The sequence below is a fragment of the Pseudescherichia sp. genome (assembly GCF_032052675.1).
Taxonomy (GTDB): domain Bacteria; phylum Pseudomonadota; class Gammaproteobacteria; order Enterobacterales; family Enterobacteriaceae; genus Pseudescherichia.
Genome location: NZ_DAMBWA010000008.1, coordinates 75,714 through 90,686, shown reverse-complemented (window position 1 = coordinate 90,686; position 14,973 = coordinate 75,714). Strand labels below are relative to the sequence as shown.

Here is a 14,973-nt window from a genome sequence, read left to right as displayed (position 1 = left end):
ACTCAGGAAGCAACCTGCGGCTGGGCGTGCGGCCCGGTTTTGGGCTTGGTCAGGGAGTAGATGTCATAGAACGAAAGCTCGCCTTTTTTCTGTACCATCTGCTGCAGCTGGCTCTTCTGCGCCGCTTCTACCTGAGGCGACTGCATGATGGCATCGATCAGCTCAGGCGGCACCATGCGCGTGTTGTACCACTCGCCGTTATAGCAGACGCGGAAGTCGAGCACGTCGATATCCTCATAGCGGTAGCGCGGATAGACATCGAAAAAGAAGAAGCCGTTCAGCAGGGCAAACAGCACCACCAGTAGCCAGACGGAGCCCGCCAGCGTTTCGGACTGGAGCATCACCGCCAGGGTAGCAAACCAGCCAACGTACATGCCGATAAACAGCCAGGGATGGTTGCGGATAAAGCTAATGCTAAAGCGTGGCCGGTTGTCACGCTTCTCGCGAATATTTAGCTCATTGATAGTTTGGGTAAGCAGTCGCTCTATTTCTGTCATTTTTTACCTTTGGGGATCGGACAAAACGCAGGTGAAACAGCCTATTTTACGATCCGCACTGATAAGAAAAAAGTAACAGCCTGGCGACAAAAAAGCATAACAGTTATGCCGAGGCCGACGGCAGCTTTTTAATAATCCGCGCGGGATTCCCTGCGACCACCACGTCGTCAGGAATATCGCGGATTACCACGCTTCCGGAGCCAATAACGACGTTGTTGCCAATGGTCACGCCCGGGTTTATCACGGCTCGGCCACCGATCCAGACGTTATTGCCAATGGTCACGGGTGCGCCAAACTCTAACCCGCTGTTGCGTTCGGTGGCATCAAGCGGATGGGTAGCAGTATAGATATGCACACCCGGGGCGAACATGCAGTTATCGCCAATATGGATTGGACAGACGTCCAGCATTACGCAGTCAAAATTGGCGTAAAAATCGTTGCCGAGGAAAATGTTGTAGCCATAGTCGCAGCGGAAGCTCGGCTCGATATAGGCATTGCCGCTGTTACCGAGCAGCTCGGCAAGCAGGCCGCGCCGTTCGCTCTTTTCAGCAGGGCCGGAGTGGTTATACCGATGCAGCAGCTCCCTGGCACGCAGGCGATCTGCCCGTAATGTTTCATCGCCAGATCGGTAGAGTTGCCCGGCAATCATTTTCTGCTTTTCTGTACTCATGGCTATCTCGCTGTTAAACGTAACAGGAACATCCTGGAGGGAGATAGCCTGAAAGAGTATCGCGTTGAGTTAAGTATGTGATTGAGATCACATTAGTTTTGAGACAAAAACCCGTCGCTGAAACCTACCAAAACACATCTGATCAAGGCAGCAAGAAATCGTTATGAAACCGTGCGCTGACTAGCGAACAAACTTCCACACGGAGGAGGGGATTTTGTCGTAAAGTTTATTCATGGTCAGTTCAGCCAGACGATGATCGGCAGCGGAATAAAAAACCGTCAGCTCATTGTCAGACAGTTCGTATTTATTTTTCTCAATGACTCTCTCAAGCGTGTCAATTGTCTGACAGCGCCGTAGGCGCATCAAATAATCTACTTTGGTTAATGGTTTATCAGACATAAATTCACCTATGTATTTGTAATAGTTTTAACAGGACAGACTAACAGGGTTAGCCTTGCTCACATTAACGAAACAGGCGATTGCCGGATTTGCGCCATTTCTGCAAGTCTTCTGTGCTAATGCCATAGCTGCTGAACAGCATAAATGTGTCGTCCAGGTATTCGTCAATCTGGGCGATCAGTTTATTATCTTCATTATACTTAATTTTATAATTAAGTGCGAAGGTCGCAATATGCTCAATCAGCTCGTTTAACTGCAAATTGATTGCCGACGTGGGGTCGTTAACCCAGCCATGATGACTCTCTTCAAGGTTAGACAGGCAATCATGGTACAACGTTTCGCAAAGAAATTTCAGTTGCGCGACATCATGCCTTTTTGGCGAGTATTCGTCCATAACGTATCCCCTTCTAAGTGGCTTTTTTTTCACATGGAACACCGTTTCGGGATGGATACCTCCTTGAGGTCGGCGTGTAAGCTGCTCTCGCGCCTCAATTTAACTATAAGTCACTCTGAAAAAGATTTCCTGGAGCGATTACGAAAAATTACAATTATCATCTTTTGCTTTCGTTTTTCTCTCGGTCAAAGGGGTGAGCCATACCTGTCTGAATGTAATTTACTAAGAATATTCTTACGCCAGGATGTCTTTGCTATTAATTAAGAATATCTTCACATCTTAAGATAATCCCTTATGCCTTAAGAATTATGCGACTTATATTTGTTACAGAAAATAACGCAATAGACAATAAGCCGTCATGATGATTTTCAGACAAATAATGAAAAAGGCCGCTTGCGCGGCCTTTTCTTCACTACTCTCTACAAGTCAGAGTGATTAGTGATGCTCAACCGGATGGCTGTGCTCGACATCCTCAGATTTGCGGCTAAAGCGGCGGCGAACCACCACGAAGAACACCGGCACAAAGAAGACGGCTAGCACGGTTGCGGTAACCATCCCGCCCATAACGCCGGTACCTACTGCGTTCTGCGCGCCGGAGCCTGCGCCGGTGCTGATAACCAGCGGCATAACGCCGAGGATAAAGGCCAGCGAGGTCATCAGGATAGGACGCAGACGCATACGAACCGCCTCTAACGTCGCTTCGATCAGCCCCTTGCCCTCTTTCTCCATCAGGTCCTTGGCGAATTCAACGATCAGTATCGCGTTCTTCGCCGACAGGCCAATGGTGGTGAGCAGGCCCACCTGGAAGTAAACGTCGTTACCCAGCCCGCGGAACGTCGCCGCCAGCAGAGCACCGATAACCCCCAGGGGAACAACCAGCATAACCGAGAACGGAATGGACCAGCTCTCATACAGCGCCGCCAGACAGAGGAAGACCACGATCAATGAGATGGCGTACAGGGCAGGGGCCTGGTTACCAGAGAGACGTTCCTGGTAGGACATGCCCGTCCAGTCGTAGCCTACGCCCGCAGGCAGCGTGCCCGCCAGCTGCTCCATCATATCCATCGCTTCACCGGTACTCTTGCCCGATCCGGCTTCACCAAGGATCTCCATCGACGGCAGACCGTTATAGCGCTCCAGACGCGGAGAACCATACTCCCAGTGGGACGAGGAGAACGCCGAGAACGGCACCATCTGACCATCGCTGCCGCGCACGTACCAGTTATTGATATCGCTTGGCAGCATACGGTACTTGGCCTGTGACATCACGTAGACCTTCTTCACGCGACCACGGTCGATGAAGTCGTTTACGTAGCTACCACCCCAGGCCGTACCCAGCGTGGTATTAATATCACTAATGGATACACCCAGCGCCTGCGCTTTCTCCTGATCGATATCGATCTTGAACTGCGGCGTATCTTCCAGGCCGTTAGGACGGACACCCACCAGCAGATCAGGGTGCTTGGCCACTTCGCCGAGCAGCTGGTTACGCGCCTGCATCAGCTTGTCATGGCCGAGGTTACCCTGGTCAATCAGCTGGAAGTCGAAGCCGGTTGCCGTACCCAGCTCAACGATTGCCGGCAGGTTAAAGGCGAAGACCATCGCATCTTTAATCTGAGAGAAGCGTGCGCTGGCGCGGCCAGTAATGGCTGGAACCTTGTTCTCTTCCCCCGCACGCTCTTCCCAATTTTTCAGGGAGACGAAGGCGATACCGGTGTTCTGGCCACGACCCGAGAAGCCGAAGCCGTTAACGCTAAACACAGAGTTTACGTTGGCTTTTTCTTCGTTCAGGTAGTAGTCAGTGACCTCATCAAGCACCTTCTGCGTACGCTCCTGCGTTGCCCCTGCAGGCAGCTGAGCCATAGTTAAGAAGACGCCCTGGTCTTCATCTGGCAGGAACGAGCTTGGCAGACGGACAAACAGGAACGCCATGCCCGCCACGATGACGATATAGAGCAGCAGATAACGACCGGTGCTGCGCAGAATATTGCCTACGCTGTCGGTGTAGTGGTGCGTGCTCTTATCGAACATGCGGTTAAACCAGCCGAAGAAGCCTTTTTTGCCTTCGCCGTGGTCGCCTTTAGCGATCGGCTTCAGCATGGTGGCACAGAGGGCCGGCGTCAGGATCAGCGCCACAATCACCGACAGCACCATCGCCGAAACGATAGTAATCGAGAACTGGCGATAGATCGCACCGGTAGAGCCGCCGAAGAAGGCCATCGGGATAAATACCGCCGACAGGACCAGGGCAATACCGACCAGCGCGCCCTGAATCTGCCCCATCGATTTCCGCGTGGCCTCTTTGGGAGAGAGCCCCTCTTCAGCCATAACACGTTCGACGTTCTCTACCACCACGATGGCGTCATCCACCAACAGGCCGATTGCCAGCACCATACCAAACATGGTGAGGGTGTTTATCGAGAAGCCAAAGGCGGCAAGAATGGCGAAGGTACCCAGCAGTACCACCGGAACGGCAATCGTTGGGATCAGCGTTGCACGGAAGTTTTGCAGGAACAGGTACATGACCAGGAACACCAGCACGATCGCTTCGACCAGCGTTTTCACCACTTCGTTAATAGAGATCTTAACGAACGGGGTGGTGTCATACGGATAGACTACCTTCAGGCCCGCCGGGAAGGTCGGTTTCAGGGACTCAATGGTCGCGCGTACGGCATTGGCGGTATCCAGCGCATTCGCGCCGGTCGCCAGTTTGATCCCCAGACCAGACGCTGGCTGACCGTTGTACTTGGCGATAACGTCATAGTTCTCACCGCCCAGCTCAATCTCTGCCACATCACGCAGGCGAACCTGGGAGCCATCGGTGTTTACCTTCAGCAGGATCTTACCAAACTCTTCCGTCGAGGTGAGTCGGGTCTGAGCGATAATCGAGGCGTTCAGCTGCTGGCCTTTCACCGGCGGCGTGCCGCCGAGCTGGCCTGCTGCTACCTGGGCGTTCTGCGCTTTAATGGCGTTGATGACATCGACCGGCGTGAGCTGGAAGTTGTTCAGCTTGTTCGGATCCATCCAGATACGCATCGCATACTGGGCACCAAACAGCTGTACGTCACCGACGCCCGCGGTACGGCTAACCGGATCTTTCACCGTTGCGCCCACGTAGTCAGCGATATCTTCCTGAGTCATTGAGCCATCGGTGTTGATCATCCCCAGCACCATCAGGAAGCTGCTGGATGACTTCTCAACGCTGACACCCTGCTGCTGTACTTCCTGCGGCAGCAGCGGCATGGCCAGCTGCAGTTTGTTCTGCACCTGAACCTGCGCGATGTCCGCATCGGTACCGGAGTTAAAGGTCAGCGTGATCTGCACCGAGCCGGACGAGTCGCTGGTAGAGGACATGTAAAGCAGGCCATCGATACCGTTCATGTTCTGTTCGATGACCTGCGTCACGGTATCCTGCACCGTTTTCGCATCTGCGCCAGGGTAGGTTGCTGAGACCGTCACTGCGGGTGGCGCAATCGAAGGATATTGCGCCACCGGCAAGTTGAGGATCGATAGCGCCCCCGCCAGCATGATAATGATCGCGATAACCCATGCAAAAATGGGGCGATCGATAAAAAACTTAGACATGTCTTAACGGCTCCTGTTTAAGTTAAGACTTCGTTTGTTCTGACTGGGCGCCAGCTGCAGCTTGCTCTTTCTTGTCAGAAGCCTGATCGGGATTTACTTCCTGTACTTTGACCTGCGCGCCCGGCCGCACTTTCTGCAGACCGGTGATGATGACGCGATCGCCATCTTTCAGACCGCCGGTAACCAGCCACTTATCGCCGATCGCCTGCGAGGTCTGTACCTGACGGACTTCAACCTTATCGCCTTCGCCTACGACCATTGCGGAAGCCTCACCGCGCGGCGTACGGGTGATACCCTGCTGAGGAACCAGCAGCGCGTTCGGGTTCAGGCCCTCTTCCAGACGGGCGCGAACGAACATGCCCGGCAGCAGCGTCTGATCCGGGTTAGGAACGATAGCGCGCAGGGTGATGGAGCCAGTGGTTTGATCCACGGTGACATCAGAGAACTCCAGCGTACCGGTCTGTGGGAAGGTTGCACCGTCGTTGGTGAGCAGCTCAACTTTTGCTTTGCCGTTCTCCTGCTTGAGGGTCCCTTTCTCCAGCTCCTGCTTCAGGCGCAGGTAATCATTGCTGGACTGGGTGACATCCACATAGATCGGATCGAGCTGCTGCACGGTTGCCAGGGCAGTGGTCTGGCCGGTCTGCACCAGCGCGCCTTCGGTTACCGACGACTTACCAATACGCCCGCTGATCGGGGAGGTCACCTTGGTATAGGCCAGGTTAATACGGGCGGTTTCGACGGCGGCTTTGGCGGCTACGACCGAGGCGTTAGCCTGCTGCGCTTCCGCCTGGGCGTTATCGAAATCCTGCTGACTGATATATTTCGTGCCAATCAGGCTCTGGTAGCGCTTGAGGGTCACCTGGGCAATGTTTGCCGCGGCCTGGGCGCGCGCTAAATCGCCTTTTGCGCTCTCATAGGAGGCCTGGTAAGTGGCTGGATCGATTTGATAAAGCGAGACACCCGCTTCAACGTCGCTGCCCTCGGTGAAGTTACGTTTCAAAATGATGCCGCTAACCTGGGGTCTGACTTCAGCCACGCGATAGGCGCTGGTGCGGCCCGGCAGTTCGGTGGTCATCTGCAGAGGTGCGGATTTGAGTGTCACAATCCCAACTTCGGGCGCTTGCTGCGCTCCTTGTTGAGCCGGTTTATCATCACATCCTGTTAGCGCTAAGCTGCCCGAAAGCATCAGAACGGCCGCCAGAGGGGTAAGTCCTCTGTTTTTGTTCATAGGTAAACCTCGAGTGTCCGATTTCAAATTGATCAGTGGATCAAACGCCCACAAACCCATTGCTGCGTTTATATTATCGTCATGCTATGGTACATACATTCATAAATGTATGTAAATCTGACTCCCATAAAATCACCAACATATGGCACGAAAAACCAAACAACAGGCCCTTGAGACGCGTCAGCATATTTTAGACGTCGCGATGCGGCTCTTTTCAGCGCATGGCGTCTCCAAAACGTCTCTGGCAGACATTGCGCAGGCGGCGGGGGTAACGCGTGGCGCAATTTATTGGCACTTCAAAAATAAATCAGATTTATTCGGTGAAATTTGGGAGCTGTCAGAGTCCAGTATTGGCGATCTCGAGCTTGAGTATCAGGCAAAATTCCCTGATGATCCACTCTCGGTTTTGCGCGAAATACTGGTCTATATCCTTGAAGCAACGGTTATCGAAGAGCGTCGCCGCTTAATGATGGAAATCATTTTCCACAAGTGTGAGTTTGTCGGCGAAATGGCCATAGTGCAACAGGCTCAGCGTAATTTATGCCTCGAAAGTTACGATCGTATTGAACAGACCCTCAGCCACTGCATTAAAGCAAAAATGTTGCCTGCGAATCTGCTTACACGTCGAGCGGCCATTTTGATGCGCAGCTATATCTCCGGCATTATGGAAAATTGGCTCTTTTCACCACAAACGTTTGATCTTAAAAAGGAAGCTCGTGACTACGTTGCTATCCTGTTGGAGATGTTCCAGCTCTGCCCAACCATGCGGGCAAAGCCTGACGCACTCCGTGCCTGATTTTTATTCATAAGTCCAGGAAATATCCTGGAGGCTATGCGCATTGCTATGTTGTCCCAGACGGGCGTGATATTCTCTGCGCGTGGTCAGTCCCGGCCCGCTTTCCTGTAAAGAAACCATTCATCTAAAAATTATGCTGCACTCCATACGCTCGCAAAATCCGCTATCCGCTTTTGCCTTAGTGCTGGTGTTTGTCGCAGGCCTGTTTTCGACGGCTTCGCATGCCCGCGCCAGTACCGATCTGCCCGCTCGCGCAGAGGTGCAAAGCCAGCTTGATGCGCTAAATAAGCAAAAAGATCACACCCCGCAGGATAAGCTCGTCATTGACGATCTGACGCAAACCCTGGATACCCTCGACAAGCTCGAGCGGGTCAAGCAGGAGTCAGCCCAGCTTCGTCAGAAGGTTGCCCAGGCGCCGGATAAAATGCGCGAAGCTACGGACGGGCTCAATGCGCTGAGCGATAAAGACAACGATGAGGAAACGCGCAAAACCCTGGCGACGCTCTCGCTGCGTCAGCTAGAGTCGCGGGTCTCACAGCTGCTGGACGATCTCCAGACTGCGCAGAACGATCTGGCTACCTACAACAGCCAGCTGGTGGCGCTGCAAACTCAGCCGGAACGGGTGCAGAACGCTATGTACACGGCCTCGCAGCAGCTTCAGCAGATACGTAACAGCCTGAACGGCACCGGGGCGGGGGAGGGCGCGCTGCGTCCGACTCAGCAGACGCTGTTGCTGGCCCAGCAGGCACTGCTGAATGCCGAGATAGATCAGCAGCGTAAAAGCCTTGAGGGCAATACCACCCTGCAGGATACCCTGCAAAAACAGCGCGACTATGTGACGGCTAACAGTAACCGTCTGGAGCATCAGCTCCAGCTCCTGCAGGAGGCGGTCAACAACAAGCGCCTGACGCTGACGGAAAAAACCGCCCAGGAGGCCGTCACGCCGGATGAGACCGCGCGTATCCAGGCTAATCCGCTGGTGAAACAGGAGCTGGATCTCAACCACCAGCTCAGCCAGCGGCTGATCGACGCCACGGAAAAAGGCAACGCGCTGGTTCAGCAGAATATCAAAGTTAAGAACTGGCTCGATCGCGCCCTGCAGTCCGAGCGCAATATCAAAGAGCAGATCTCGGTACTCAAGGGGAGCCTGCTGCTGTCGCGCATCCTCTACCAACAGCAGCAGACGCTGCCCTCCGCCGATGAGCTGGAGGATATGACCAACCGCATCGCCGATCTGCGTCTTGAGCAGTTTGAGATTAACCAGCAGCGCGATGCCCTGTTCCAGAGCGACGCCTTCGTCGGCAAGCTGGAGGAGGAGCATAAGAGCGAGGTGAACGACGAGGTGCATGACGCGCTGCTGCAGGTCGTCGATATGCGCCGTGAGCTGCTCGACCAGCTCAATAAACAGCTTGGCAACCAGCTGATGATGGCGATTAACCTGCAGGTTAACCAGCAGCAGTTGATGAGCGTCTCTACCAGCTTACAAGAGGTGTTGACCCAGCAGATTTTCTGGGTAAACAGCAACAAGCCGATGGACTGGGAGTGGATTAAAGCCTTCCCGCAGGCGGTCAAAGAGCAGTTCCGCACGACGAAGATCACCGTTAACTGGGAGAAAGCCTGGCCTGCGGTGGCCATTGCGTTTCTGGCCGGGCTGCCGCTGCTGCTGATCGCGGGCCTGATCCGCTGGCGTCTGGGCTGGCTGAAACGGTACCAGGCCAGATTGGCGGATGAGGTGGGGCAACTGCGTAACGATAGCCAGGGGCATACGCCGAAGGCGATCCTCATCGACCTGATCCGCGCTCTGCCGGTCTGCCTGCTGATCCTGGCCGCGGGTCTGATCCTGCTCACCATGCAGCTTAACATTAGCGAGCTGCTGTGGGCGTTCAGTAAAAAGCTGGCGCTCTTCTGGCTGGTATTCGGCCTGTGCTGGAAGGTACTGGAGAAAGACGGCGTCGCGGTGACTCACTTCTCGATGCCGCCGCAGCTCACCAGCCACTGGCGTCGACAGATTGTCCGCGTCAGCCTGGCGCTGCTGCCGCTGCACTTCTGGTCGGTGGTCTCCGAGCTGTCGCCGCTGCATCTGATGGACGACGTCACCGGGCAGATTGTGATCTTCCTGAACCTGATGGTGATTAGTGCGCTGGTGTGGCCGATGTGCCGCGACAGCTGGCGCGATAAGGAGTCCCATGCCCTGCGGCTGCTGACCGTGACCGTTCTCTCCATCGTGCCGCTGGCGCTGATGGTCCTGACCGCCACCGGCTACTTCTACACCACGCTGCGCCTCTCCGGTCGCTGGATTGAGACCGTCTACCTGGTGATTATCTGGAACCTGCTCTACCAGACAGTCCTGCGCGGCCTGAGCGTGGCGGCGCGGCGTATCGCCTACCGTCGTGCGCTGGCCCGTCGGCAGAACCTGGTGAAGGAGGGGGCAGAGGGTGCAGAGCCGCAGGAGGAGCCGACCATCGCCCTTGAGCAGGTCAACCAGCAGACGCTGCGTATTACTATGCTGGTGATGGTGGCGCTGTTTGGTGTGGTGTTCTGGGCCATCTGGTCCGATCTAATTACCGTATTCGCCTATCTCGACAGCATTACGCTCTGGCACTACAACGGCATGGAGGCGGGCGCCAGCGTAGTGAAAAGCGTCACGATGGGCAGCCTGCTGTTTGCGCTCATCGCGGCGACGGTAGCCTGGGCGCTGATCCGCAACCTGCCGGGGCTGCTGGAGGTGCTGGTGCTCTCGCGCCTGAAGATGCGCCAGGGGGCTTCCTACGCCATTACCACCATTCTCAACTATGTGATTATCGCCGCCGGGGCGATGACGGTATTCGGTTCGCTGGGCGTATCGTGGGACAAGCTGCAGTGGCTGGCGGCCGCGCTGTCGGTTGGTCTCGGTTTTGGCCTACAGGAGATTTTCGGTAACTTCGTCGCCGGTATTATCATCCTGTTTGAGCGCCCGGTGCGTATCGGCGATACGGTGACCATCGGCACCTTCTCCGGTACGGTTAACAAGATCCGCATTCGTGCCACGACCATTACCGACTTTGACCGTAAAGAGGTGATCATCCCAAATAAGGCCTTTGTGACCGAGCGGCTGATCAACTGGTCGCTCTCCGATACCATTACCCGCGTGGTGGTGCGTCTTGGGGTAGCCTATGGTTCGGATCTCGATAAGGTAAAAGCGGTACTGTTGAAGGCGGCGATGGATCATCCGAAGGTCATGCACGATCCGGAACCGGCGGTTTTCTTTACGACCTTTGGCCCGAGCACGCTGGATCACGAGCTGCGCCTCTACGTACGCGAGCTGCGGGATCGCAGCTACACCGTGGATGAGCTGAACCGCACTATCGACCGGCTGTGCCGCGAGAACGGTATCGACATTGCGTTCAATCAGCTGGAAGTGCACCTGCGCAATGCCAAAGGTGAGGAGCTGACCGAGGTAAAACGCGACCTGAACGACGACAATAGCGCGCCTGCTATCGCCTGACAGGGTTTAAGAGCGCGTATCCTTCAGCGGGACTTTTTTCTCAAAGTCCCGCTTTACTATCTCCAGCGCCTTCAGCACCGTCTCCGGCGCAATAGCGTGCTCCTCCAGCAGCATAATCAGATCTACCGCCAGCTTGACCTCTTCCGGCGCATTTTCCAGCGACATATTCACTCCTGTTTATTCACTAGCGGGTTAACCGGGCCAGTACGTTCTCAATCCGTGATAGCGCATTACGACAGCGTGCCAGCCTCCCTTCAAGCGCCACGACCTCACGCTGTAGATTTTGCTGCTCTTCAAAACCGGTGGCTCTGGCGAGCAGCAGCTCGCGCGCCCGTTTCATCTCCTGCAGGCGACGCTCGTACTGCTGATGCTGTAGCCGCTTGCGCTGCCACTTAGTCACCCCCGGCGAGGCACTGTCCCACTCCCGTAGTGACCAGGTGGCCGTTTCCCGGGTAATAGCCGCAAGCTGTGACGAGAGGTGTTCTGCCAGCCAGGCCACCTGCGGCAGCCGTCCGGCCTCCACCGCGTGGCGCAGCGCGGCGAGATTGTGGTCAGCCTCATCCAGGCAGGCGCGCATTAATGTGCTGCGGGTCTGAAACAGGTGGCGATCAAAGCGTGCGCTGACCGTAGCGTGGTGCGCCAGCGGCGCGGCGCGCTCGCGCAGGGAGGCGAGCTGTTTCTCCAGTGAATCTAAAAGCCAAGCCGTTTTCAACAATCTCTCCCCTATTATTCATCGGGCCTATGCTACATTAGCCAAAAAGCCCGATAACGATCCTATTATGCAACGTACTCTGTTAATTATCATCGGCTGGCTGGCGGTTGCGCTCGGCACGCTCGGCGTGGTGCTGCCGGTACTGCCCACAACCCCCTTTATTCTGTTAGCCGCCTGGTGCTTTGCCCGCTCCTCGCCGCGGTTTCACGCCTGGCTGCTCTATCGCTCCTGGTTTGGCGGCTACCTTCGTCACTGGCAGCAGTACCGTGCGATGCCTCCCGGCGCTAAGCCCCGGGCCATCGCGGTTATCCTGGTGACGTTCGCGATTTCACTCTGGTTGGTTAAGCTGATGTGGGTACGTTTTCTGCTGCTGGCCATCCTCGCCTGCCTGCTGATATTTATGTGGCGCATCCCGGTGGTGGCTGAAAAGCAACAAAAGCAGTGAAGCGCACTCAAGCTTATTGCATTTGTCCCGTTCTGCCAGTACATTCGACCGTTTTCGAGCACGGGCACGTTTGGTTAAATGTTAAACAATAGTTACATTAACCCGCAAGGCGTGCAGTGAGTATGACCGTTTCTAGCAGGCAAAAATCCATGACAGCAACTGCGCAGCAGCTTGAGTATTTAAAAGACAGCATTAAAAGCATTCAGGACTATCCGAAACCGGGGATCCTGTTCCGGGATGTCACCAGTTTGCTGGAAGATCCGAAAGCGTATGCTCTTAGCATTGAACTGCTGGTCGCGCGTTTCAAAGACGCAGGCATTACCAAAGTAGTGGGTACTGAAGCCCGTGGCTTCCTGTTTGGCGCACCGGTAGCCCTGGCGCTGGGCGTTGGCTTTGTGCCGGTGCGTAAGCCGCGTAAGCTGCCGCGCGAAACCATCGCCGAGAGCTATGAGCTGGAGTACGGCACCGACCAGCTAGAGATCCACGTTGATGCCATCAAGCCGGGTGATAAAGTGCTGGTGGTAGACGATCTGCTGGCCACCGGCGGCACCATCGAAGCCACCGTTAAGCTGATCCGCCGCCTGGGTGGGGAAGTGACTGACGCTGCCTTTATTATCAATCTGTTTGATATCGGCGGCGAAGAGCGTCTCGCGAAGCAGGGTATCACCTGTTACAGCCTGGTCCCGTTCCCGGGCCACTGATCGCCATCCGTCAGTACACAGTCTCGCTGTTAGGGCGAGGCTGTGGTAGCATTGCCCCTCGTATATCCACCTTCCAGCGTTCCAGAGCCTGCCCATGAGTTATCAGGTCTTAGCCCGTAAGTGGCGACCACAAACTTTTGCTGACGTCGTCGGTCAGGAGCATGTGCTGACTGCACTGGCGAACGGCTTATCGTTAGGACGCATTCACCATGCGTATCTCTTTTCCGGCACCCGCGGCGTCGGAAAGACCTCTATTGCCCGTTTGCTGGCGAAGGGGCTGAACTGCGAGACCGGCATCACTGCGACGCCGTGCGGCGTGTGCGACAACTGCCGCGAAATCGAGCAGGGGCGCTTTGTCGATCTGATTGAGATTGACGCCGCCTCGCGTACCAAGGTTGAAGATACCCGCGACCTGCTGGATAACGTCCAGTACGCGCCGGCCCGTGGCCGCTTCAAAGTCTACCTGATAGACGAAGTGCATATGCTGTCGCGCCACAGCTTTAACGCCCTGCTGAAGACCCTTGAAGAGCCACCGGCGCACGTCAAGTTCCTGCTGGCGACTACCGATCCGCAGAAGCTGCCGGTGACGATCCTCTCCCGCTGCCTGCAGTTTCATCTCAAGGCGCTGGACGTGGATCAGATCCGCCAGCAGCTTGAGCATATTCTCGACGAAGAGAAGATCCACCACGAGCCGCGCGCCCTGCAGCTGCTGGCCCGCGCCGCCGACGGCAGCCTGCGCGACGCCCTCAGCCTGACCGATCAGGCGATTGCCAGCGGCGACGGGCAGCTCACTGCCCAGGCGGTAAGCCAGATGCTCGGCACGCTGGATGACGACCAGGCGCTGTCGCTGATTGAGGCGCTGGTGGAGGCCAACGGCGAACGCGTCATGTCGCTGGTCAACGAAGCGGCCGCCCGCGGCGTGGAGTGGGAGGCGCTGCTGGTTGAGATGCAGACCCTGCTGCACCGCATCGCGATGGTACAGCTTTCGCCCTCCGCGCTTGGCAGCGATATGGCCGCTATTGAGCAGCGCCTGCGCGAGCTGGCGCGCACCGTGCCGCCGGGCGACGTCCAGCTCTACTACCAGACGATGCTGATTGGCCGCAAAGAGCTGCCGTTTGCGCCGGACAGGCGGATGGGCATCGAGATGACGCTGCTGCGAGCGCTGGCGTTCCATCCGCGTCTGCCGCTGCCGGAGCCGAGCGTGCCGGCCCAGGACTTCTCTCCTGTTGCCCCGACGGCAGTGCTGACGCCGGAGCAGGTACCGCCATCGCCCCCCGCTGCGCCGCCGCGTAGCGATGCGCCGCTGCCGGACACCACCAGCCAGGTGCTGGCCGCCCGCAGTCAGCTGCAGCGTGCCCAGGGAGCGACCAAAGCAAAAAAGAGTGAACCGGCAGCGGCAACCCGCACGCGGCCGGTGAATAACGCTGCGCTTGAGCGGCTGGCATCGGTCACCGAACGCATCCAGACGCGCCCGGCCGCCGCTGTCCAGGAGCAAGCGCCGGTAAAGAAAGAGGCCTACCGCTGGAAGACCACCCTGGTCACCGAAGAGGTGAAGGAAGTGGTCGCCACGCCGAAGGCGCTGAAAAAAGCCCTTGAGCATGAGCGCACGCCGGAGCTGGCGCAAAAGCTGGCCGAAGAGGCTATAGCCCGCGATCCGTGGGCGGCAGAGGTGAGTCGGCTCAGCCTGCCTAAACTGGTTGAACAGGTGGCGCTTAACGCATGGAAAGAGCAGGAGGGGAGCCGTATCTGCCTGCACCTGCGCACCACCCAGCGGCACCTTAATTCGGCTGGGACGCTAAAAGTTTTAGGTGAGGCACTTAACACGCTGCACGGTTCGGCGGTTGAAGTGTCTATCATTGAAGATGATAATCCCGCGATGCGCACTCCGCTGGAGTGGCGTCAGGCGATTTACGAAGAGATGCTTGCGCAGGCGCGCGAGTCGATTATTGCGGATAGCAACATCCAGACCCTGCAACGCTTTTTCGATGCGGATCTGGACGAAGAGAGCATTCGCCCTATTTGATCGTAAGTTTGACTTACGGTTGTCATTTTTAACGTGAAT

Annotated in this window: 12 protein-coding genes, 1 pseudogene and 1 other annotated feature; of the genes and pseudogenes, 5 read left to right on the top strand and 8 right to left on the bottom strand. The window is 56.3% G+C overall.

Features of this window, described 5'->3' with window-relative positions; genetic code table 11:
- Positions 1-2: 2 nt before the first annotated feature.
- The 6 genes and pseudogenes from RTX96_RS12450 to acrA all read right to left on the bottom strand — a co-directional run bounded on the left by RTX96_RS12450 (position 3) and on the right by acrA (position 6,773).
- Positions 3-497 (bottom strand): YlaC family protein, encoded by a 495-nt coding sequence (locus tag RTX96_RS12450; protein ID WP_103821522.1) that lies wholly within the window; start codon positions 495-497, stop codon positions 3-5.
- A 103-nt stretch (positions 498-600) separates the two neighbouring features.
- On the bottom strand, positions 601-1,167 hold the full coding sequence (gene maa / locus RTX96_RS12445; RefSeq protein ID WP_103821521.1) for a maltose O-acetyltransferase: 567 nt from the start codon (positions 1,165-1,167) through the stop codon (positions 601-603).
- 180 nt (positions 1,168-1,347) lie between these two features.
- Positions 1,348-1,566, bottom strand: coding sequence for an HHA domain-containing protein (locus tag RTX96_RS12440; protein ID WP_042391642.1), 219 nt, complete (start codon positions 1,564-1,566; stop codon positions 1,348-1,350).
- Positions 1,567-1,593: 27 nt separating this feature from the next.
- Positions 1,594-1,960 (bottom strand): annotated as a pseudogene (gene tomB / locus RTX96_RS12435) (Hha toxicity modulator TomB).
- Between the two features lie 435 nt (positions 1,961-2,395).
- Complete coding sequence (acrB, locus tag RTX96_RS12430; protein ID WP_312671191.1) at positions 2,396-5,545, bottom strand: multidrug efflux RND transporter permease subunit AcrB; 3,150 nt, start codon at positions 5,543-5,545, stop codon at positions 2,396-2,398.
- A 22-nt stretch (positions 5,546-5,567) separates the two neighbouring features.
- Entirely contained in the window at positions 5,568-6,773 is a 1,206-nt protein-coding gene (acrA, locus tag RTX96_RS12425; RefSeq protein ID WP_103821519.1) for a multidrug efflux RND transporter periplasmic adaptor subunit AcrA, read from the bottom strand.
- Positions 6,774-6,915: 142 nt separating this feature from the next.
- Between acrA and acrR the strand changes: the two genes are divergently transcribed.
- Positions 6,916-7,569 (top strand): multidrug efflux transporter transcriptional repressor AcrR, encoded by a 654-nt coding sequence (gene acrR, locus RTX96_RS12420; protein WP_103821518.1) that lies wholly within the window; start codon positions 6,916-6,918, stop codon positions 7,567-7,569.
- A gap of 133 nt (positions 7,570-7,702) precedes the next feature.
- Positions 7,703-11,053, top strand: coding sequence for a mechanosensitive channel MscK (mscK, locus tag RTX96_RS12415; RefSeq protein WP_312671189.1), 3,351 nt, complete (start codon positions 7,703-7,705; stop codon positions 11,051-11,053).
- Positions 11,054-11,059: 6 nt separating this feature from the next.
- Here the strand turns inward: mscK and rsmS are convergent, their stop codons facing one another.
- Positions 11,060-11,218: a pleiotropic regulatory protein RsmS gene (gene rsmS, locus RTX96_RS12410; RefSeq protein ID WP_312671187.1), complete on the bottom strand. Its 159-nt coding sequence runs from the start codon at positions 11,216-11,218 to the stop codon at positions 11,060-11,062.
- Positions 11,219-11,237: 19 nt separating this feature from the next.
- A complete protein-coding gene (gene priC, locus RTX96_RS12405) occupies positions 11,238-11,765 on the bottom strand; it encodes a primosomal replication protein N'' (RefSeq protein WP_103821516.1) in 528 nt (175 codons plus the stop codon).
- Between the two features lie 67 nt (positions 11,766-11,832).
- Here priC and RTX96_RS12400 point away from each other — a divergent pair, with 67 nt between their 5' ends.
- The 3 genes from RTX96_RS12400 (at position 11,833) to dnaX (ending at position 14,934) form a co-directional block, all read left to right on the top strand.
- The gene (locus RTX96_RS12400; RefSeq protein WP_103821515.1) at positions 11,833-12,210 is read left to right on the top strand and encodes a DUF454 family protein; all 378 of its coding nucleotides are present in this window, start codon (positions 11,833-11,835) and stop codon (positions 12,208-12,210) included.
- A 149-nt stretch (positions 12,211-12,359) separates the two neighbouring features.
- Positions 12,360-12,911 carry an adenine phosphoribosyltransferase gene (gene apt, locus RTX96_RS12395; RefSeq protein ID WP_103821514.1) on the top strand — a complete coding sequence of 184 codons (552 nt, stop codon included), beginning with the start codon at positions 12,360-12,362 and terminating at the stop codon, positions 12,909-12,911.
- Between the two features lie 94 nt (positions 12,912-13,005).
- Positions 13,006-14,934 carry a DNA polymerase III subunit gamma/tau gene (dnaX, locus tag RTX96_RS12390; protein ID WP_312671184.1) on the top strand — a complete coding sequence of 643 codons (1,929 nt, stop codon included), beginning with the start codon at positions 13,006-13,008 and terminating at the stop codon, positions 14,932-14,934.
- Positions 14,267-14,331: a sequence feature (DnaX frameshifting element), on the top strand. Its footprint overlaps the gene before it by 65 nt.
- Positions 14,935-14,973 lie beyond the last annotated feature (39 nt).